The 18,598-nt window shown below is 70.6% G+C and carries 16 protein-coding genes and 3 tRNA genes; 10 read left to right on the forward strand and 9 right to left on the reverse strand.

Features of this window, described 5'->3' with window-relative positions; genetic code table 11:
- Positions 1-5 precede the first annotated feature (5 nt).
- Positions 6-746 (forward strand): cobalt ECF transporter T component CbiQ, encoded by a 741-nt coding sequence (gene cbiQ, locus ACIA8K_RS10655; protein ID WP_396057238.1) that lies wholly within the window; start codon positions 6-8, stop codon positions 744-746.
- Positions 743-1,492 (forward strand): energy-coupling factor ABC transporter ATP-binding protein, encoded by a 750-nt coding sequence (locus ACIA8K_RS10660; protein ID WP_396057240.1) that lies wholly within the window; start codon positions 743-745, stop codon positions 1,490-1,492. Before cbiQ ends, ACIA8K_RS10660 begins: the two co-directional genes overlap by 4 nt.
- Before the next feature lie 112 nt (positions 1,493-1,604).
- Here the strand turns inward: ACIA8K_RS10660 and ACIA8K_RS10665 are convergent, their stop codons facing one another.
- The 3 genes from ACIA8K_RS10665 to ACIA8K_RS10675 are packed head-to-tail and all read right to left on the reverse strand — an operon-like array spanning position 1,605 to position 3,914.
- On the reverse strand, positions 1,605-2,681 hold the full coding sequence (locus ACIA8K_RS10665; RefSeq protein WP_396057242.1) for a hypothetical protein: 1,077 nt from the start codon (positions 2,679-2,681) through the stop codon (positions 1,605-1,607).
- 29 nt (positions 2,682-2,710) lie between these two features.
- Positions 2,711-3,427, reverse strand: a complete 717-nt coding sequence (locus ACIA8K_RS10670; RefSeq protein ID WP_396057244.1) for a DsbA family protein — start codon at positions 3,425-3,427, stop codon at positions 2,711-2,713.
- A gap of 13 nt (positions 3,428-3,440) precedes the next feature.
- Positions 3,441-3,914 carry a MauE/DoxX family redox-associated membrane protein gene (locus ACIA8K_RS10675; RefSeq protein WP_396057246.1) on the reverse strand — a complete coding sequence of 158 codons (474 nt, stop codon included), beginning with the start codon at positions 3,912-3,914 and terminating at the stop codon, positions 3,441-3,443.
- A 256-nt stretch (positions 3,915-4,170) separates the two neighbouring features.
- On the opposite strand from ACIA8K_RS10675, the gene ACIA8K_RS10680 reads away from it, so the two are divergent.
- From ACIA8K_RS10680 to ACIA8K_RS10700, 5 genes are all read left to right on the forward strand, one after another.
- Positions 4,171-5,829 carry a copper resistance CopC/CopD family protein gene (locus tag ACIA8K_RS10680; protein ID WP_396057248.1) on the forward strand — a complete coding sequence of 553 codons (1,659 nt, stop codon included), beginning with the start codon at positions 4,171-4,173 and terminating at the stop codon, positions 5,827-5,829.
- Positions 5,830-5,844: 15 nt separating this feature from the next.
- Positions 5,845-6,588: a YcnI family protein gene (locus ACIA8K_RS10685; protein WP_396057250.1), complete on the forward strand. Its 744-nt coding sequence runs from the start codon at positions 5,845-5,847 to the stop codon at positions 6,586-6,588.
- 130 nt (positions 6,589-6,718) lie between these two features.
- A complete protein-coding gene (locus ACIA8K_RS10690; RefSeq protein ID WP_396057252.1) occupies positions 6,719-8,557 on the forward strand; it encodes a hypothetical protein in 1,839 nt (612 codons plus the stop codon).
- 230 nt (positions 8,558-8,787) lie between these two features.
- On the forward strand, positions 8,788-9,378 hold the full coding sequence (orn, locus tag ACIA8K_RS10695) for an oligoribonuclease (protein WP_396057254.1): 591 nt from the start codon (positions 8,788-8,790) through the stop codon (positions 9,376-9,378).
- Positions 9,379-9,463: 85 nt separating this feature from the next.
- Positions 9,464-9,539: transfer RNA gene (locus tag ACIA8K_RS10700), tRNA-His, on the forward strand.
- Positions 9,540-9,649: 110 nt separating this feature from the next.
- Here the strand turns inward: ACIA8K_RS10700 and ACIA8K_RS10705 are convergent.
- Both ACIA8K_RS10705 and ACIA8K_RS10710 read right to left on the reverse strand, forming a co-directional pair.
- The gene (locus tag ACIA8K_RS10705; RefSeq protein WP_396057256.1) at positions 9,650-10,900 is read right to left on the reverse strand and encodes an Ig-like domain-containing protein; all 1,251 of its coding nucleotides are present in this window, start codon (positions 10,898-10,900) and stop codon (positions 9,650-9,652) included.
- A 270-nt stretch (positions 10,901-11,170) separates the two neighbouring features.
- Positions 11,171-12,436, reverse strand: coding sequence for an Ig-like domain-containing protein (locus ACIA8K_RS10710; protein WP_396057258.1), 1,266 nt, complete (start codon positions 12,434-12,436; stop codon positions 11,171-11,173).
- Between the two features lie 216 nt (positions 12,437-12,652).
- On the opposite strand from ACIA8K_RS10710, the gene ACIA8K_RS10715 reads away from it, so the two are divergent.
- Positions 12,653-12,725: transfer RNA gene (locus ACIA8K_RS10715), tRNA-Lys, on the forward strand.
- A 149-nt stretch (positions 12,726-12,874) separates the two neighbouring features.
- Positions 12,875-12,947, forward strand: a tRNA-Lys gene (locus tag ACIA8K_RS10720).
- Between the two features lie 154 nt (positions 12,948-13,101).
- Here the strand turns inward: ACIA8K_RS10720 and ACIA8K_RS10725 are convergent.
- From ACIA8K_RS10725 to ACIA8K_RS10740, 4 genes are all read right to left on the reverse strand, one after another.
- Complete coding sequence (locus tag ACIA8K_RS10725; RefSeq protein WP_396057260.1) at positions 13,102-13,323, reverse strand: hypothetical protein; 222 nt, start codon at positions 13,321-13,323, stop codon at positions 13,102-13,104.
- Positions 13,324-13,385: 62 nt separating this feature from the next.
- Entirely contained in the window at positions 13,386-14,633 is a 1,248-nt protein-coding gene (locus ACIA8K_RS10730) for a serine hydrolase domain-containing protein (RefSeq protein ID WP_396057262.1), read from the reverse strand.
- A 16-nt stretch (positions 14,634-14,649) separates the two neighbouring features.
- A complete protein-coding gene (locus ACIA8K_RS10735) occupies positions 14,650-16,500 on the reverse strand; it encodes a hypothetical protein (RefSeq protein WP_396057264.1) in 1,851 nt (616 codons plus the stop codon).
- Positions 16,501-16,645: 145 nt separating this feature from the next.
- Entirely contained in the window at positions 16,646-17,722 is a 1,077-nt protein-coding gene (locus ACIA8K_RS10740; RefSeq protein WP_396057266.1) for a M20/M25/M40 family metallo-hydrolase, read from the reverse strand.
- An 89-nt stretch (positions 17,723-17,811) separates the two neighbouring features.
- On the opposite strand from ACIA8K_RS10740, the gene ACIA8K_RS10745 reads away from it, so the two are divergent.
- Complete coding sequence (locus ACIA8K_RS10745) at positions 17,812-18,573, forward strand: GntR family transcriptional regulator (protein WP_396057268.1); 762 nt, start codon at positions 17,812-17,814, stop codon at positions 18,571-18,573.
- The last annotated feature ends 25 nt before the right edge of the window (positions 18,574-18,598 follow it).

Below are 18,598 nucleotides of genomic sequence, written 5' to 3' on the forward strand. Positions count from 1 at the left end.
TCCTGATGCTCTACCGTGAGGGCGCCACGCCGCTGCACCGGCTCGCCCCCGAGGTGAAGATCGCCGCGACAGTGGCGATCACTGTCGCGATGGTGGCGACGCCGCGGCACGCGTTCTGGGCGTTCGGCGCCTACGCGCTGATCGTGGTCGCGCTCGCGGTCACCGCGCGGATTCCGGCGGGCTGGCTGGCCAAGCGCAGCCTGGTCGAGACGCCGTTCGTGCTGCTCGCGCTGATCATGCCGTTCCTCGGCGCGGGCGAGCGGGTCGGCTGGCTCGGCCTGCAACTGTCCGTCGAAGGGCTCTACGGCGGGTTCAACCTGCTGGTCAAGGGCCTGCTCGGCGTGCTGATCTCGCTCATTCTGGCCGCGACCACGACCACCCGGGACATCATCGTCGGCCTGGACCGGCTGCGCTGCCCGAAGGAACTCACCCAGATCGCCACGTTCATGCTGCGCTACCTGGACGTGCTGACCGGCGAGGCCCGACGCATGCACGTGGCCCGGCTGGCCCGCGGCGACGACCCGCGGTTCCTGTGGCAGCTGCGCGGCTTCGCGACCGGCGTCGGCGCGCTTTTCCTGCGCGCGTTCGAGCGGGGTGAGCGCGTCTACCTGGCGATGCTGTCCCGCGGATACACCGGCACGCTGTTCCCGCAGAGCCCGGGCGCCGGCGTGGCACAGTGGGCGACGGCCGCGACAGTACCCCTGGTGACGGCCGCGATCGCGGTGACCGCCACGATCCTCACATGACCGACGCACCGAGCCTCGACGTCCGCGACGTCGGCTTCGCCTATCCGGACGGCCACCGCGCGCTGGACGGCGTCACCCTGACCGTCGGGCGCGGCGAGCGCGTCGCGCTGCTCGGGCCGAACGGCGCCGGCAAGACCACGCTGGTCCTGCACCTGAACGGCATCCTCACCGGCGGCACCGGCTCGGTGACGGTCGCCGGGCTCACGGTCGCCAAGGACCGCGGCACGCTCACCGAGATCCGCCGCCGGGTCGGCATCGTCTTCCAGGACCCGGACGACCAGCTGTTCCTGCCGACCGTGGCCGAGGACGTGGCGTTCGGCCCGGCGAACCTGGGGCTGCGCGGCGCGGAGCTGGCCGCGCGGGTCGACGAGGCGCTCGACGCGGTGGGCATGCGCGAGCACCGGGAGCGGATCCCGTCGCACCTGAGTTTCGGCCAGCGGCGCCGGGTGGCGGTGGCGACAGTGCTGGCGATGCGGCCGGAGATCCTGGTGCTCGACGAGCCCAGCTCCAACCTCGATCCGGCGTCCCGGCGCGAGCTGGCGGACATCCTGCGCGGCCTGCCGGTGACGGTGCTGATGGTCACCCACGATCTGCCCTACGCGCTCGAACTCTGTGACCGCTCGGTCATCCTCGACGACGGCCGCATCGTGGCGGACGGCCCGACCCGCACGCTTCTCGCCGACCCGGGTCTGCTCGCGAAACACCGCCTCGAACTGCCCTACGGCTTCTCCGTCCCCACCCCATAGAGCCAGTTCATCTTCCCGCTCACGCGGTGGTCCGGCCCGCACGCTCCCGCGGGCACCGGTCGTCGCCCAGGGGCTCCTCCCTTCCGGTTCCGCGGTGGTCCAGGGGGACGGTTCAGCCGTCGGCGGGCTCGTCGAGCGCGGCCTTGAGGGTGAGCGGTGAGCGGGGAGCACGCGCGGCCGCGGACGTCCCGCCTGTCGTGACCGCCGCCGCGCGCATGCGCAGGACCGCGGCGGCCGTCAGCCCGAAGCCCAGCGCGAGCGCCAGCAGGTCGAGCACCCGGGCCACCACGGGCGGCCACGGCGCGGGCACGACGGAGTTGACAAGCGCGCCCGCGTTCGCCAGGCCGACGAAGACGCCGATGCAGATGCCGGCCAGCGCGAGCGCGAAGTCGGCGGACGGGCGCCGGGCCAGCGTGAACGCGGCGGCGGCCAGCCCGCCGAGACCGGTGAGCGCGGGCCAGAGCTGCGTGGAGGCCAGGGCGGGAAGCGCGGTGCCGAGCGTGTCGTTGCCCGCGTCGAGCTCCCGGCCGACCGTGTAGGCGAGCGCGGACAGGCCACCGGCGGCGGACGCCAGCGCCAGCAGCCAGGGCGTCAGCCGTGCGCGGAGCAGGCCGAGCAGCGCGACAAGCGCGCCGGTCAGCACCACGGCGGCCCACCAGGTGCCGGCGTAGGGCGGTGGCTGCCAGTCGAGCGTGCCGGTGACGGTGATCAGGGAGACGCCGTCGCGGAGGATGACGGTCCAATCCCGTACCCGCTGAGGTTGGCCTGGGTCTGCGGTCACGGCCGGGGGTGGCGTGTCGCTCATCCAGTAGGTGCGGTGATCGTGCCAGCGGACCGTGGGCGAGTCGGAGATCTGGCGCCAGGCCGGCGGCACGGTCGGGCCCGCGGTGGCCGGGATTGCCGTGGACGTGCTGATGCTCGCGTTCAGGTAGGTGGCGGCCGAGTTGACGTTCTCCCACACGCCGGCCGGGGAGATACGCAGGTAGGGCTCGTTCTCGTAGCCCAGCACCTCGATCTCGCGGGCCGAGGTGCTGGTCAGCTCCAGCCGGGAGCCGGCCTCGATCACCCGGACCCGGACGCCGGGCGTGGCGGGCGAGACGCCGGTGATCTCGGCGCGGTAGTTGGTCCCGGCCGGGGCCTCACCGCCGTGGGCGAGCGCGGGCGCGGCCGGGACCGGCGTGACGAGCACGCCGATCGCGACCGCGGCCGCGAGACGGGTTACTTGACTGCGGATTCGACGGCCGTGGTCAGGCCGGTGGCCGAGCGGTCCTGAAGCACGGTCCCGGCGACGAGGACTGTCGGCGTGCCGGTCACCCCGCGCTCGCTCGCCTTGTCCGTGATCTGTGCGCTCCACGTCTTGTATCTTCCGTCCTTCACGCATTGTGTGAAGGAGTCCCCCAGACCCAACCCGGTGCCGAGCGAGATCAGCTTGTCGTCGTCGAGGCCGGGCGTGTTCTCCTCCGGGCGGTTCTGGAAGAGCACCGAGTGGTATTCGGCGAACGTGCCTCCGTCCGCGGCACAAGCGGCGGCGCCGGACGCACGGGTGGAGTAGTCGGTGCCCTGCGAGAAGCGGTCCAGGATCGCGATCGGGTGGTAGACCACCGTGACCTTGGCGTCCTTGACCAGCTGGTCGATGGTGGCGGCGGCGCCGCTCTCGAACTGGCCGCAGGCCGGGCACATGAAGTCCTCGTAGACGTCGACCGTGACCGGGCCGGTGCCGACCGCGAAGCCGCTGCCGTCAGCGGTGGCGGCCGTGGGCGTGAAGACCTCGCCGGTGCGCTGCGAGGCGAAGACGCCGTACCCGATCACACCTGCCACGAGCAGCGCGGCGACCGCGGCCACCGAGATCCACACCGTGGCCCGGCGGCGCTGCTCCTTGGCGAGCTGCTCGCGTACCATCCGGTTCGCCTGTTTTTGATCTTTGCGAGAACTCATGCCTTCTACCTCGTCAGACTTGGGCCGGCTGAACTGCGCGGTCGGCGGAGAAACGGGAGTCGGGACGGATGAGCAGGTAGCCGGCCAGGATCAGGAATCCGAGGTCCCGGGCGATCTCCCAGCCGTAGGTCGGGTTCTCCCCGGCCGCGAGCTGCCCGCCACTGCCGAAGCAGCCGCAGTCGATCTGCAGGCCGCGTGCCCAGGCGCTGGCGATGCCGGCGATGAACACGGTCAGCAGCAGCACGGAGAACGCGGCCGAGACCCGGGTCGCGAGGCCGGCGAGCAGCAGCAACCCGACGACGATCTCGACGAACGGGAGCATCGCGCCGATCACCTGGGCCACCTCGAACGGCATGATCCGGTACGCGTTGACCGCGCGCCCGGACGCGGCGAGGTCGCCCACCTTGGTGCCGCCGGCATAGAGCCAGACGCCGGCGAGGCCGAGCCGCGCGACGAGCCCGGCCCACGGTCCGGCTCGATCCCACACAGTGAAGTCCACCCCCATTGGTCGCGCCGGGCTGTCGCCCGGTTCCGTGCTTACGGTGACGGGAAGCGGACGCGGCGGGTACGGGCGAAGGTCCTGTGATCGCCGGGAACTTTCCGGCAGTTCCGCCCGACTACCACGGCATGGTGTGCCGCCCCCTGCCCAATGTCGCATTTGACCCAATATGCGGGGTCGGGCTGATAGGTGTAGGACACGCCACGCCGACCACGGGCGATCATCGCCACATCCGTGGGAGAGCATGGCGGGCATGACTGCCGACCAGAGACGCCGATGGGCCGTACTCGCCGCCCTCCTCCTGGGCGCGCTCGCGGCGCTCCTCGGCCCGGCGAGCCCGGCCAGCGCGCACGCCGTCCTGCAGCGGACCACGCCCGCCGCCCAGTCCGTGATCCAGGCCGCGCCGACCGAGGTCACGCTCACGTTCAGCGAGGGTGTGCGGCCGGTCACCGACCGGGTCCTGATCATCGGGCCGGACGGCTCGCGGGTCGGCGGCGAGCCCACCGGGGACGGCTCCTCGATCTTCATCCCGCTCAACGGGGACCAGCGCGGCACGTACCTGGTCAGCTACCGGGTCATCTCCGCGGACAGCCACCCGGTCAGCGGCGCGTTCACCTTCTCGGTCGGCGCCGCGTCCGCTGTGCCGTCACTCACCGACGCCGGCGACAAGTCCGACCCGGTGGTCACGAACGCCATCCCGGTCGCGAAGTTCATCGGGTACGCCGGACTCGTGCTCGTCATCGGCCCGGTCCTGGTGCTGCTGTTCCTCTGGCCGGCCCGGCTCTCCCGCCGCGTCCCGGCGATCGTGGTCCGCACCGGCCTCGGCCTGATCGCGTTCAGCACGCTCGCGGCGCTCTACCTCCAGGTGCCGTACACCGGCGGCGGTGGGATCTTCAGCGGCTTCTCCGGGCTCGGCGACGTGGTGGCCAGCTCGTTCGGCATCGCGCTGCTGGTCCGGCTCGGCCTGCTCGTCGCGATCGCGATCATGCTCCGGCCGGTCCTGGCGGGCCGCGGTGGCGACGGCCCGGTCGACCTCATCGTGCTCGGCACGCTCGCGGCCGCCGCAGTGATCACCTGGCCGCTCACCGGCCACCCCTCCGCCTCGCCGGTCGCGGCCGTCTCAGTGGTCGTCGACGCGATCCACCTGATCAGCATGGCGGTCTGGATCGGCGGCCTGGTCATGCTGCTCGGCTTCCTGCTCCGGCAGGCGAGCGCGCGTGAGCTCGGCGCGATCCTGCCGATCTGGTCCCGGTGGGCCGCGCTCGCGGTAAGCGCGCTGCTGCTGGCCGGCGTGGTCAACGCGCTCATCGAGATCGGCACGCTCGACGCGCTCACCGGCACCACCTACGGCCGGTTCATCATGGCCAAGACCGCGCTGTTCGCGGCAGTGATCGGCGTCGCGGCATACTCCCGGTCGCTTGTCCGCAAGCACGTGGTGGCCGAGCAGCCGGGCCGGATGCGGATCGCGCTCTGGGCCGAGATCGCCATCACTGTGGTCGTGCTCGGCGTCAGCTCCGTGCTCGTCCAGCAGACCCCCGCCCGCACCGAGGCGGAGAACTCCGACGTCGAGGACAGCGGCTACTACTCGGTGCTTGTCGACAGCCCGCTCTACACGCTTCAGGTCGAGCTGGACCCGGCCGCGACCGGCAACAACTCGATGCACCTGTACGCGTACCAGCCCGGCACCACGAACCCGCTCGCGGTCGAGGAGTGGACCACCACCACCGCGCTCCCGGCCGCCGGCGTCGAGCCGATCGACCTGCCCATGCTCCGCTTCTCGCCCAACCACGCGATCAGCGACTTCCAGCTGCCCGCGACCGGGAGCTGGGAATTCACGTTCACGCTCCGCACGTCCGAGATCGATCAAGCCACCGTCACCGTCACGGTGGACGTCTCCTCCTGAAAGGGTCCCCTCCCGATGATGTCCCGTACCGCTCGCGCGGCCCTGCTCAGCCTCGGCGCCACCGTCGCCGGCGTGCTCGTCTTCGCCGGACCGGCCTCCGCGCACGTCACGGTCAACCCCAGAGAGGCGGTCAAGGGCGGGTACGCCAAGGTCGACTTCCGGGTGCCGAACGAGAGCGACTCCGCCTCCACCACGAAGATCGAGGTTTTCCTACCGGAGAACGCGCCGATCGGCTCCGTCTCCACCCAGCCCGTACCCGGGTGGGAGGTGGCGGTCGAGAAGGGCGCGCCGTCCACGCCGATCACCGCGCACGGCTCGCCTGTCACCGAGGTGGTCAAGAAGGTCACCTGGACCGCCGCGGCCGGGTCGGAGATCAAGCCGGGCACGTTCCAGGAGTTCGGCGTGTCCCTCGGCCCGCTGCCGGAGACGGACCAGCTGGTGTTCAAGACGCTCCAGACCTACTCGGACGGCGAGATCGTGCGCTGGATCGACGAGCCGGTCGCGGGCGGTGACGAGCCGGAGAGCCCGGCGCCGGTGCTCGCGCTGGCAGCGGCCGCGGACGAGTCGGCGGCCTCGGCGGCTTCGGCGGGGGACGAGGCTGCTGAGGCCTCCTCGACGACGGACTCCGGGCCGGCGCTGGGGATCGCGATCGCGGGGCTGATCGCGGGACTGCTCGGGCTGGTGCTCGGCGGGCTGGCATTCACCCGCAGCGGGGCGCGTCCCGCTGCGGCTCCTGCTGCTCCGGCCTCGGATAAGTGATTTCCGGCGATGGCCCGGTCCCCAGTATGGGATCGGGCCATCGGGCTTTTCGGGGTCCGCAAGCCGTGTCGATCTACCCGATTCGGACGTTTCGCTATGTAGGGGGCGATAACGGGCCGAGGGGAAGTCGATGCGCATCATTCGCATGATCGTCGGAATGCTGTTGCTGGCCGCCGGGCTGCCGATCCTGCTCGCCGCGGGCGGGCTGTGGACTGTCGCACAGCACCGGGACCCGGGCGGCGCCTTCCGGGCCGACCTGGAGCAACTCGACGTACCCGGCCAGGCCCTGATCATCGAGGACCTCGACGGGCTGCTCCGGCGCGACGCCGCATTCGCCCGCACCGGCCGCACCGAACTCCGGATCACCGCCACCGCCGGCGACGGCCCCGCCTTCGTCGGGCTGGCGCCCGCCACCGCGGCCACCGGTTACCTCCAGTCCGCGCGGCACAGCCGGTTCGAGCATCTCGCGCTCACCAACGGACCTCTGCCGGTACGGGTGAGCGCGGTCTCCGGCGGGCTCACCGGAGACCCCGGGCGGCAGGAGTTCTGGACCAGGTCCGGCGAGGGCAGCCTGGCCTGGACCGCGGACGAGATCCGTGACCGTGACCTGGCACTCGTCATCATGAGCGCGGACGGGCGACCGGCCGGGCCGGTGACCGTGACCGCCGAACTCCGGCCGGACTGGCTGACGGCGGCGACCTGGGGCGGGCTCGGCGCCGGCCTCCTTCTGATCATCGTCGGGATGGCGGTGCTGGCCTGGCCGTCCCGCCCGCGCGAACTCGTGTATCTCGTCGACCCCGCACAGTTCCCTGAGGTCGAGGCCCGTCTCGGTCGTCGTACGTCGGTGATCCGCCTCGGCGACGACGGCATGGTCATCACCACTGCCGGCGGCCGGCCGATCCGCGGCGGCCGGACGGCGACGCTGCTCGCCGACCACGGCACGGCGAACCGTGCGGCGGCGGGCCAGGCTAGGGCCGATCCGGCAGCGGCCGATCGGGACGCGGCGGACCGCGGTGCTGACGCGCCGGACCGTGGTGCTGTTGAGAGCGGTGTGGCTGCCGATCGCGGTGTGAATGATCAAGCGGCGGCGGCCGACCGTGCGGCGGCCGAGCCCGGTAGAGACCTGGTATCCGGTGCCGGCTTGGCGACTGGCGGCATCACGGTGGCCGGCGCCGGCCTGCCTGCCGGTCGTAGCCCAGCCGCCGGCGGTAGCCCGGCAGTTGGCGATAGCCCGACAGCCGGCGGTAGTCGAGCCGCCGGCGGTAGCCCAGCAGACAGCGATGGGACCCGTCCGGAGGGCTGGACCCGCCCGCGCCCGCCGGTGACTCCGCGGCTGAACTGGCCGCCCCTCACCCGCGACCCGGCCCAGGACACCCAGCCGCCGATCCCCGCTGATCCCAACGGCGCACCCGGCACGGAAGCCGTCCCCACCGCGCCGGAGGGTGCCACCGTCGCCGCGCCGAAAAGCATGCCGACCGCATCCGCAACAGCCGCTGCAGCGCTTGATGCGCACACGCCCACCGTTGCGGAGTTGCGAGAGGCGGACGGGCGTATCGCTGCGGAAGCGCAACCGCACGCCGTTTCGGTGCCGGAAGCGCGCCCGGCGCCGGGCATTGACGTGGCGGGCCCGGACGGTGGGGGAGCCGTGGAACCGGCCGCTCCGCGTCGGAAGCGGGCGGCGCCCACTACCCGTACCCCGGCCAAACGCTCTTCTGCGGCGCGAAGCGACGTGAACGATTCGATCGTCGCGCCGGCGCTGGGCGTCGAGGCCGACGCGGACGGCACGCGGTCGAACTCGCCGTCTGCCGGTGGAGGCCGGGTGACCGACGCCCCGGTTAAGCGTCAGCCTCGCCGCGCGGCTTCGCCCAAGTCCGAGAGCCCCGCGGAAGCCGGCCACGACGTGAGCGCGCCGGCGCCGCGGATCGGCCGGCGGCGGAAGGCAGAGCCGGCGGAACCGGCCACGGAGTGAGAGCGGCACGTCGAGCGGCCCTCCACGGGGGTGGAGGGCCGCTTCACCGGGGGAGTGGTGGGCCTTAAGGGAATCTCGCCGCCTTATCGCCCAGTTTAGGGATTTAGCAGTGATTCGACCAGATCTGTCCATTTCGGTGGTGATCTGCTATAACGCGGTCGCCGGGCGGGGAGCCGGAATCTCTCCCTCACGCAGCGCCGGTAGCTGAGAGCAGCGCGTAGGCTGTCGACGTGGCTGATCTTCTGGTGTGGGTGGACTGCGAGATGACCGGGCTTGATCTGGGCAAGGATGCCCTGATCGAAGTGGCTGCCCTGGTGACCGACCCCAACCTTCAGGTGCTGGGCGAGGGCGTCGACGTGGTGATCCACGCCGACGACGACGCGCTTGCGAACATGCCGGACGTGGTGCGCGACATGCACGCGAAGTCCGGCCTCACCGAGGAGGTGCGGGCCTCGAAGGTCACGCTCGCCGAGGCGGAAGACCTGGTCATGGACTACATCACGCAGTTCGTGCCGGACCCGCGCTCCGCGCCGCTGTGCGGCAACTCGATCGCGACCGACCGAGGCTTCCTCGCCCGCGACATGCACCGTCTCGACTCGCACCTGCACTACCGCATGATCGACGTCTCCTCGATCAAGGAGCTGTCCCGGCGCTGGTTCCCGCGCACCTACTTCGGCCAGCCGGCCAAGGGCCTCTCGCACCGCGCGCTCTCCGACATCAAGGAGAGCATCCGCGAGCTGGAGTACTACCGCCGCACCATCTTCGTCCCGCCGCCCGGCCCGGACGTCGAGACCGCCAAGGCCATCGCCGCACAGCTTTGAGGTAACCCGCTCGACGCGCGCCCGTGGGGTGTGGCTATCATTGGTCAGCACCCCACACGGGCCTATGGTTCGAGTGGAAAGCATGGTGGTCGTAGCTCAGCTGGTAGAGCACCGGGTTGTGGTCCCGGGGGTCGCGGGTTCAAGTCCCGTCGATCACCCCATACGGTGAGGCCGGTCCATTCGGACCGGCCTTTTCCTTTGCCCGCCGACGCGAAGGCTTGAAAGGGAAATACCCCGCCCGAATGTCGGGCGGGGTATTTCTCGATGAGAATCAGAGTGCGCTGAGGCCCTTGAAGTCGTCCCAGCTCATGTTCCAGGCGGTCCAGCCGTCGCCGTTGGTGAGGGGGACGCCGGTGCCCTTGACGACGACCGGGTCGCCGAGCTTGGTCTGCTCGAAGAGCCACTTGCCGGCGTCCTGGGAGACGTTGACGCAGCCGTGCGAGACGTTCTCCCGGCCCTGCGAGGCGTCGGACCAGGGGGCGGCGTGGATGAACTGGCCGCCCCAGGTGAGGCGCTGCGCGTATTCGACGTCGACGCGGTAGGCGTCGTCGTCGCTGAACTGGCCGTACGTGTCGAAGACCGTCTTGCGGAGCTTCTCCATGACGAGCATGGTGCCGCTGACCGAGGGGTACTTCGGCTGGCCCAGGCTGACCTTGAAGTCCTTGACCTTCTGGCCGTCCTTGATGACGGTCATGTGCTTGGTCTTGTTGTCAACCTCCATGATCAGCTGCGAGCCGATCGTGATGTTGACGTCGTAGTCGGTCTTGCCCCACCAGCCGTTGCCCATTTTGATGCCGGAGTGGTCGACACGGTAATTGATCTTCGTGCCGGCCTTCCAGTACTCCTTCGGGCGGTACTGGATCTCGTCGGCGGAGACCCAGCCCCAGGAGCCCTCCTGTGGCGGGTCTGCCGTGACGGACAGGTGCCGCTCGACCTCGGCGCGGTAGTTCTCCGGGATGGCCTGGCTGAAGGAGATCATGATGGGCATTCCGACGCCCACGGTCGCGTTCTCGCCCATGAAGCTGACGGTGCGTACCTGATTCTTCGGCGTCTTCATCGTGGTGAAGGTGCCGGTCGTCGTGCCGGTCTTGCCTGCCGCATCGGTGCCGGTGAACACGGCGGTGTAGGCGGTGTCGTACGCGAGTTTCTTGTTCGGTAGCCACGTCTTGCCGTCCTTGGACAGCTCGCCGGGTATGTCCTCGCCCTTGGCGTTCGTCACCTTGACCGTTGCGGAGACCGCGTTGACCAGGTCGAACGAGAGGTCCTGGGTGATCGGGACGTCGTTGGCGCCCTCGGCCGGGCTCTTGAGCACGGCGCCGATCGGTATCGGGCTCTCCGAGACCGGCGGCGCGCTCGGCGCCCCGGACTCGCCGTTGGCCTGCCAGGTGGGCGACGAGTCGCCACCGCTGCAGGCACTGCCGAAGCCTATGACCCCGACGAGGACGAGCGCGCCGAACGCGCGTCGCCGTATGTGTGAGCCGGGCACATCCAGATGTGCCGGGCTGGTGCGGGTAGCGTGCATGGTCCCCTAACCCCAGGTCTCGATCCCGAAGCCACACGTTTCACAGCGGGTTCCGGTTGCATCTCGACGCAAGAGGAGACGTGGAGAGCGACCGGGCCCTTCGGGCGGCGAGAGATGCAGGGTTGCACCGCGCGCCAGGCCCGTAACGGTACCCGGAGCGGCTGTGATCACACACGGCCAAAAGGACTAACCAATCGTTGTAACGCCTTCTTAACCGTGGGATGACCAGTTACTCATGGTGATCATTACTGGTCATCCCACGGAAGAGGGTCAGGGGGTGTTCGACGGCGACGGTGCGACGGTCTTGAGATTGTCCGGAATCGGCAGAGCGGAACCCTTGGCGAACTCGTCCCAGCTGACGTTCCAGGCGGTCCAGCCGTCGCCGGTGACCAGTTTGTCCTCGGTGCCGGTCACCGTCACCGGGTCACCGACAAGCGTCTTCCCGAACAGCCACTGACCGCCCTCCTGGGAGACGTTGACGCAGCCGTGCGAGACGTTCTCCCTGCCCTGCTGGGCGTTTGACCAGGGTGCCGCGTGGATGAACTGGCCGCTCCAGGTGAGCCGCTGCGCGAACTCCACGTCCACCCGGTAACCCTCGACCGGGCCGAACTGCTCGCGGGTGTCGAAGACCGTCTGTTCCTTCTTCTCCATCACAACCATCACGCCGCTTGCGGACGGCATCTTCTTCCGGCCGAGGCTCACCGGGAACGTCCGGATCAGCTTGCCGTCCTCGAACACCTTCATCTGCTTGTCCGAGTTGTCGACCTTCATCTCCAGCTTCCGGCCGATCTCCGCGACCGCGGTCCGGTCCTGGTTGCCGTAGCTGCCCGGCGCGGTCTCCATGCCGCCGATCCCTATCCGCACTGTCACCTTCGTGCCCGGCTGCCAGAACTCCGGCGCCCGGTAGTAGGCCTGGCTGCCGCCCTTCACCCAGGACCACACGCCCGGCTGCGGCGGGTCCGTCTGCACGAACAGCCGCTTCTCCACCGCCGCCCGGTAGTTCTCCGGCACGCCCGGGATGAACTCGACCACGACCGGCATCGCCACGCCGTACGTGTGGTCGTCGAACATGTACAGGCCGGTGCCGGTCTCCTTACCGGGCCGGCCCATTGTCTGGAAGCTCGTCGTCCGCGTGATCGCCTCGCCCGCGGCGCTCTTCGCGGTCACTGTCGCGGTGTAGGACGCGTTGAACGCGAGCGTCTTCGCCGGGACCCACGAGGTGCCGTCCGCGCGCATCGCGCCCGCGACGTCCTTGCCCGCCCCGTCCACGACCTTCACGGTCTCGACCGTGCCGCCGGCCACCATCGTGCCGATCTCCACGCTCGCCGGCTGGTTCTTCGCCTTGTCCGCCGGCGTGATCGCCAGATCCAGCGGCACCGCGGGCGTGGCCGACGTCGCCACCGGCGGCGTCACCCCTGTTGACGGCGACGCGACCTCGACCTGCTCGTCGCCGTCGTTTCCGCAGGCCGCGAGCCCCAACGGCATCATGATCGCCAGCGCCGCCACCACAGCGGTACGCCTAGAGATCCACCCCATCCGACCCAGCCCTCTATTCATGTATGCCCGCCGTGACGTGTCTCGGCACGGTTATTCCGCTGACCAGCCGAGATACGGCATCATCCTGCCTGACGAGCGCAAGCCCCGCACGCCTGCGGAGCGTGCTTACGTTGCGCAGGACACACCTGCCCGCGGCCCCGGTAACCGATTGGAGCCGTGGCGGACGAGCGTGCTAATGTTTCCCCGTTGCCACGAGCGCCGCTAGCTCAACTGGCAGAGCAGCGGACTCTTAATCCGCGGGTTGTAGGTTCAAGTCCTACGCGGCGCACTCTTCACTTACCGGGTCGGCCTGATGGTCGGCTCGGTTATTTGTGTTTCGGGTCTCGATAACCACGTCGTGGAACGGCGCGGCATCGACGCTAATTGATTCGGAAAGCCGCGGAGCTGCGTGCTAGTGTCCTCTCCGTTGCCGATCGAGCGCCGCTAGCTCAACTGGCAGAGCAGCGGACTCTTAATCCGCGGGTTGTAGGTTCAAGTCCTACGCGGCGCACGTGGAAAAGGCCCTGATCTCACGATCAGGGCCTTTTGTCATCAGTGCTCACACCGTTCTCCGTCGACGTCACGGTGTCTGACCCCGACCACCGGATGTATGACGCGAAAAGGGCGCGGACCGAGATTCGGTCCGCGCCCTGCTCCGAGCGGAGCTAGATCCGCTGGGTCTCGGTGGTCGCCGGGTGCAGCTCGGTCGTCGTCTCGCGGACGAAACGGCCGGTGCTCGCGCTGCGGTTGACCTCGCGCTCGTCGCCGCTGGTCTCACCGCCGACGTGCTCGGTGACTGTGGTGTCGGGGGAGCGCTCCGCGGTGCTTTCCTTGACGAAACGACCACTGCGGGTGCTGCGGTTGACGTCGTGCTCGCTGCCTGCCATCGATACCAGCCTCCTCGTGTCTCCTCATAGGGCTACCCGGGACGCACGATTCAAAACAGCATTCACGTGACGAGGGCGGCCACGGCGTCGTGCACGTCCACCCGGTAGGGGTCCGGATCGGCCCAGTTCCAGTTCGGATGCGCGCGGTTCGTCAGCAGCACCACCACCGCGCGCCGTACCGGGTCCACAAGCAGCGACGTCCCGGTGAATCCAGTGTGGCCGAACGTGCCGGGCGAGGTCAGCCCGCCCATGAACCACGGCTGGTCAAGCACCACCCCCAGCCCATACGCGGCGGTACGTCCCGGGTGCTCGCCGGCCGCGACCGGCATCCCCTCGTTCGCGTCGGTGCGCATCCGCGCCACGATCTCCGTGGAGAGGATCCGCGTGCCCCGGTAGGTGCCGCCGTCCAGCAGCAGCTGCCCGATCACCGCGACGTCCGCGGCGGTGGCGAAGATCCCGGCATGCCCGGCCACGCCGCCGAGCGCGTCGCAGATGTCGTCGTGCACCTCGCCGCGCAGCAGCCCGCGGGACGTCCGGGCGTCGGTGGCGGCGATCCGCTCCCGGTCGTCCACCCAGCTCAGTGGCGTGTAGCCGGTGTCGGACAGGCCGAGCGGGCCGGTGACGTGCTCACGGAGCGCCCGGTCAAGCGACAGCCCGGTCTGCTTCTCGATCAGCCGGCCGAGCACCATCGGGCCGACGCCCGAGTAGCGGAACACCGTGCCTGGTGCGGCCACCGGCGGCGTGCTCAGGAACCCCGCGGGCGTCGCGGGCGAGACCGGCAGGCCACTGGTGTGGGTGAGCAGCATGGCGGCGGTGACGCCGGGCGCGGTGAACTGCGGAAGAAACCGCGACAGGGGTACGTCGAGGTCGAGCGTCCCCCGGTCGACGAGGCGCAGCGTGAGGATTGCGGTGTAGACCTTGGTGATCGACGCCAGGTCGAAGATCGAGTCGGGGCGCATGGCCACCCGCTCGGCGGCCGGCAGCTCCACCGGCCCGGCGCGGTACCGCAACGCGTCCCCGACCGTGGCTGAGGCCAGCGGCAGCCCGTCCCGCCACGCGATCGCCACCGCCCCGGCGTACCCCGGATGCTGTGGATTCTGTGGTGTGGGGGTGAGTTGCCTGGTCAGAACGGCCTCGATGGCTGCGGCATCAACAGAAGGCGCGGCCGAGGGCACGGGCAGGGGCGGCGCGGAGGAGGACGACGGCGTGCCCCACATCGCCGGGGTCGCGTCCGGCTCGGCGCAGCCGCTCAGGGTGAGAGCGGCCGCGCCGAGTCCGGAGCGCAGGACGGTACGTCGGGTGACGGGCACGCCGACGATGATGGCCCTACTTGCCGGTGAACGTCCAGCTGTCGATCCAGTCGCGGGTGTCGGTCAGGTTCGTGTTGCCGGTGCCCGCGGCGAAGCCGGCGTAGACCTTCGCCCCGCCGAACTTCGCCGCCAGGTCGATCGTGTGGGTGATCATCGGCGAACCCGGCTTCGTGCTGCTCCGGCTCGCGTAGACGGTCAGTTTCTTCGCGCCCGCGTCGTAGTCGATCCACACGTTCGTGGGCGTCCCGACCCGCATGTCGAACGTGACGTCCGCCCAGGCCAGGTGGTTGCTGAGGTTGCCGTCGGGCAGGATCGCGATGTGCTGCTCCGACTTCGGGTCGTTGTCGGCGCGCCAGGTGTCGAACTCGACCGCGATGCTCGGGCTGATTCCGGAGTAGCCCATGCCGCCGCCGGTGCCGCCGATCGCGCCCGGGCCGGAGCTCTGCAGCAGGAACGCGTACCCGTCGGTCGGCTGGCTGATGATGCCGGCGAACGAGGTGCTGAACGACCTCGTCACGTCGATCGTGGTGCTTGAGTAGGCGCTGCCGGCCTGGTTCAGCCCGGTGGTCAGGTTGAGCCGGCCGTCCGCGACCTTCGCGGAGCCGTTCAGTTTCAGCCCGCTCGCGCTTGTGAAGCTCGGGTACTTGAGGCCGACCCGGTCCGCGGGCTTCGGCGCGGGCGCTGACCCGGACGCGGCGGCCGATCCGGAGGGTGCGCCCGCGGACGGGCGGTTGGAGGCCGGGGCCGGGGCGGGCACGGAGGCGCCGGGGGACGACGACGCGGACGGTGACGTGGCGGGCGCGCCGCCGATCCGGGTGTCGAGCCGGTAGTAGTCGGCGTAGTCGGCCGAGTTCTTCAGGAACGCGCGGGTCATCGCGTCCGGGATGCCACCGGCGCGACGGACCGTGTCCGGGCCGGAGTGGAACGCGGCCAGCGCGAGCAGGTACGGGTCGCCCTCCAAGCCGGCGAACTCCCTGGTCAGCCGGCAGAGCACGTCACCGACCGCGCGGATGGCGACGTCGGCGTCCTGGGCGGACGCGCCGGCCGGCCCGTAGTTCCGCCAGACGTCCGTGCGGAACTGGGCGATGCCCTCGCGCCCGGCGATGCTGAGCCGGCTCGGGTTGAACCCGGAGGCGGCCATCACCTCGCCTGCCACGGCCGCGGGCGTGACCTCGGGGCAGATCTTCCCGGCGGCGGCGACGGACGCCACGTACTCCGCGGGCAGCGGCAGGGCCTCGGCGGCGGGCGCGGTCGCGACCTTGTCGACGGCGTCCACCGCGCCGGCCGCGCCGAACTGGGGGAGCGCCTGGTAGTAGTCCGCATACCCGGTCGCGTCGTCCACGTAGGTCTTGGCATCGTCGGGTACGCCGGCCGCCTGCACGACCGCCTCCCGGCCGGACCGGAACGCGGCAAGCGACAGCCGCCACGGGTCGCCGCTGACGCCTGCCATCCGCAGCTCGCCGCTGAGGCCGCACATCTTGTGGGCCAGCGCGAGCACGACCGCGTTGGTGTCGGTGCGGGGCGCCGCCGACCAGGGCGCCCAGATCTTCCAGTCCTCGTCGTCCAGCCCGGCCAGCCCGGTGCCGCCGGACGCGGTCTTGGTGGCGGCCACGTCGAGCCCGGACTCGGCCATCAGCTGGCCGGCGAGCCGGGACGCGGAGAGCATCGGGCAGGAGTGACCGGCGCTGAGCACCGCGGCGAGCTGACGGTCGTCGACCGTACGCCCGGTGAGGTCGTCGTTCGCCGCGAGCGCGACGCCCCAGCTGATCGTGGCCGCGGTCATCGAGACCACCGCCAGTCCGGTCAGAACGATGCCTGTGGCGCCACGGCCCACACCGGCAAGTTCTCGGAGGCTTATCTGAGGCACAGCGTCGCACCCTCTCTGAGGCCGAAATCCGCCCAGAAAACGAGACGGAGGGCCGCCGGGTTCAATGGACGGCCGGAAATTCGTGTGCCGCCACCGTGGGTGACGGTGGCGGCACTGTGGAGAGTGGCAGTGGTGGACGCGACAGTCAGGAGGAGGCGCCGAAGGTTTCGGAGATCAATGCGGCGAGCAGCGCGGCCCGGCCCGGCATCGCGGCCAGGTCCACCCACTCGCCCTCCGCATGCGCGTTGCCCCCGATCGCACCCAGACCATCAAGCGTGGGTACGCCCTGGGCGGCAGTGAGGTTGCCGTCCGACGCGCCACCGACCGCCACTCCGGGCGGCGCGGGCTGGCCGAGCCGGGCCGCGGCGCGATGTGCGAGCCGGTGCAGGCCGGCGGAGGTGCCCGGCGGCATCGGCGGGCGGGAGACGCCACCGGTGACAGTGATCGCCGCGCCGGGCAGCACCGGGCGCAGGCCGTGCAGCGCGCGCTCCACCCGGTCGAACTCGGCCGGGTCGAAGCCGCGCATGTCGATCGTCATCGCCGCCCCGGCCGGCACCGTGTTGTCGCTGGTGCCGGCCGTGGTGAGGGTGGGTGTGACAGTGGTGTCGCCGAGCCCGAGCGCGGCGGCCGCAAGCGTCTGGTGGGCCAGCTCGACCGCGGCGTTCACACCGAGGTGCGGCTCCAGCCCGGCGTGCGCGGCGCGGCCGGTGACCTCCACCCGGTACCTGCCGATGCCCTTCCGTGCGGTCTTCAGTGCGCCGCCGGTGGAGCTGGGCTCGCAGACCAGCGCCGCGCGGGCGCCGGCCGCCGCGTCGTGGATGAGCCCGCGCGAGGTGGTCGAGCCGATCTCCTCGTCCGCGTTGACGATCACTGTGATGCCGTCGAGCGACGGGCGGGTGCCGAGTGCGTGGAAGAGCTGGACCAGCCCGGCCTTCATGTCGAAGCACCCCGGCCCGGTGGCACGGTCGCCGTCGACTGTGAACGGCCAGCGGTCGATCGTGCCGACCGGCCAGACCGTGTCGTGGTGGCCGAGCAGCAGCACCTGGGTCGGGCCGTGTCGCCAGATCAGATGGTGTCCGTGCCGTCCGGGCGCGGAGCCGAGCAGGCGGGTGCCGAGCGCGGCGACGACCTGGGCGCTTGCGGCGAGCGCGCGGTCGTCTGTGGACGGTGACTCGACCGCGACGAGCGTGGCCAGGTCGTCGGTCATCGAACGGATGTCCATGGCGCCTCCTGTTAAATTGACTAGACAATATGATGGTCGCGGTGTTGGAGGCGCGTCAAGTACATTGACTAGACGATCTGAGGAGGAGCATGGAGCCCGCCTACCGGCGCATCGCCGCCGCGTACCGAGACAAGATCTCGTCGGGGGAGTTGGCCCCGGGCGAGCGGCTGCCCACCGAGCACGAGATCGGCGAGCAGTTCGGCGTCGTCCGGCAGACCGTGCGTACCGGCCTGGGCGTGCTTGTCACCGAAGGGCTGATCGTGGCGCGGCGGCCGCACGGCTACTTCGTCCGCGAGTGGGAGCGGCTGCTCTACCGCCCGCAGGAGAAGTCCCGGCCGATGCCGGCCCAGTCGACCATGGACCGGTTCTCGCAGCAGATCAGCGACGAGGGCCGGGTGCCGAGCATGAACATCGAGGTGGCGCTGGTGCAGGCCACGCCGGACCTGGCGGAGCGGCTCCGGGTCGAGCCGGGCGCGACAGTGGTGATCCGCCGCCGGGTGCGGTTCATCAACGGCGAGCCGGTCAACATCAACGACTCACACTTCCCGCTCGACCTGGTCAAGGACTCCGAGATCGTGTCGCCTGCCTACATTCCGCGCGGCACCGACCGGGTGCTCGCGGACCTCGGCCACAAGCAGGAGCGGGCGGTCGACGAGATCTTCGTCCGTATGCCCACGCCGGACGAGATCCGCCGGCTCGGGCTCGGGCCGGGCACGCCGGTCGCGGTGCACTACGACACCGGATACACCGCTGACGACCGGCCGGTCGCCTGCACTGTCAACGTGCTGCCGGGCGACCGCCACCGCATCGTCTTCGAGCGGCGGTGGCGGGAGGACGAGCCACTGAGCTGATGGCAGCGCGGTGTAGACGTCTTCG

The sequence above is a fragment of the Catenuloplanes sp. NPDC051500 genome (genome assembly GCF_044454585.1).
Classification (GTDB): domain Bacteria; phylum Actinomycetota; class Actinomycetes; order Mycobacteriales; family Micromonosporaceae; genus Catenuloplanes.

Excerpts from the sequence above, each read along its gene's own strand:
- cbiQ (WP_396057238.1), top strand. The coding sequence starts at position 6 with ATGCTCTACCGTGAGGGCGCCACGCCGCTGCACCGGCTCGCCCCCGAG.
- ACIA8K_RS10660 (WP_396057240.1), top strand. The coding sequence starts at position 743 with ATGACCGACGCACCGAGCCTCGACGTCCGCGACGTCGGCTTCGCCTAT.
- ACIA8K_RS10670 (WP_396057244.1), bottom strand. The coding sequence starts at position 3,427 with ATGAGTTCTCGCAAAGATCAAAAACAGGCGAACCGGATGGTACGCGAG.
- ACIA8K_RS10680 (WP_396057248.1), top strand. The coding sequence starts at position 4,171 with ATGGCGGGCATGACTGCCGACCAGAGACGCCGATGGGCCGTACTCGCC.
- ACIA8K_RS10685 (WP_396057250.1), top strand. The coding sequence starts at position 5,845 with ATGATGTCCCGTACCGCTCGCGCGGCCCTGCTCAGCCTCGGCGCCACC.
- ACIA8K_RS10690 (WP_396057252.1), top strand. The coding sequence starts at position 6,719 with ATGCGCATCATTCGCATGATCGTCGGAATGCTGTTGCTGGCCGCCGGG.
- ACIA8K_RS10705 (WP_396057256.1), bottom strand. The coding sequence starts at position 10,900 with ATGCACGCTACCCGCACCAGCCCGGCACATCTGGATGTGCCCGGCTCA.
- ACIA8K_RS10710 (WP_396057258.1), bottom strand. The coding sequence starts at position 12,436 with ATGGGGTGGATCTCTAGGCGTACCGCTGTGGTGGCGGCGCTGGCGATC.
- ACIA8K_RS10725 (WP_396057260.1), bottom strand. The coding sequence starts at position 13,323 with ATGGCAGGCAGCGAGCACGACGTCAACCGCAGCACCCGCAGTGGTCGT.
- ACIA8K_RS10740 (WP_396057266.1), bottom strand. The coding sequence starts at position 17,722 with ATGGACATCCGTTCGATGACCGACGACCTGGCCACGCTCGTCGCGGTC.
- ACIA8K_RS10745 (WP_396057268.1), top strand. The coding sequence starts at position 17,812 with ATGGAGCCCGCCTACCGGCGCATCGCCGCCGCGTACCGAGACAAGATC.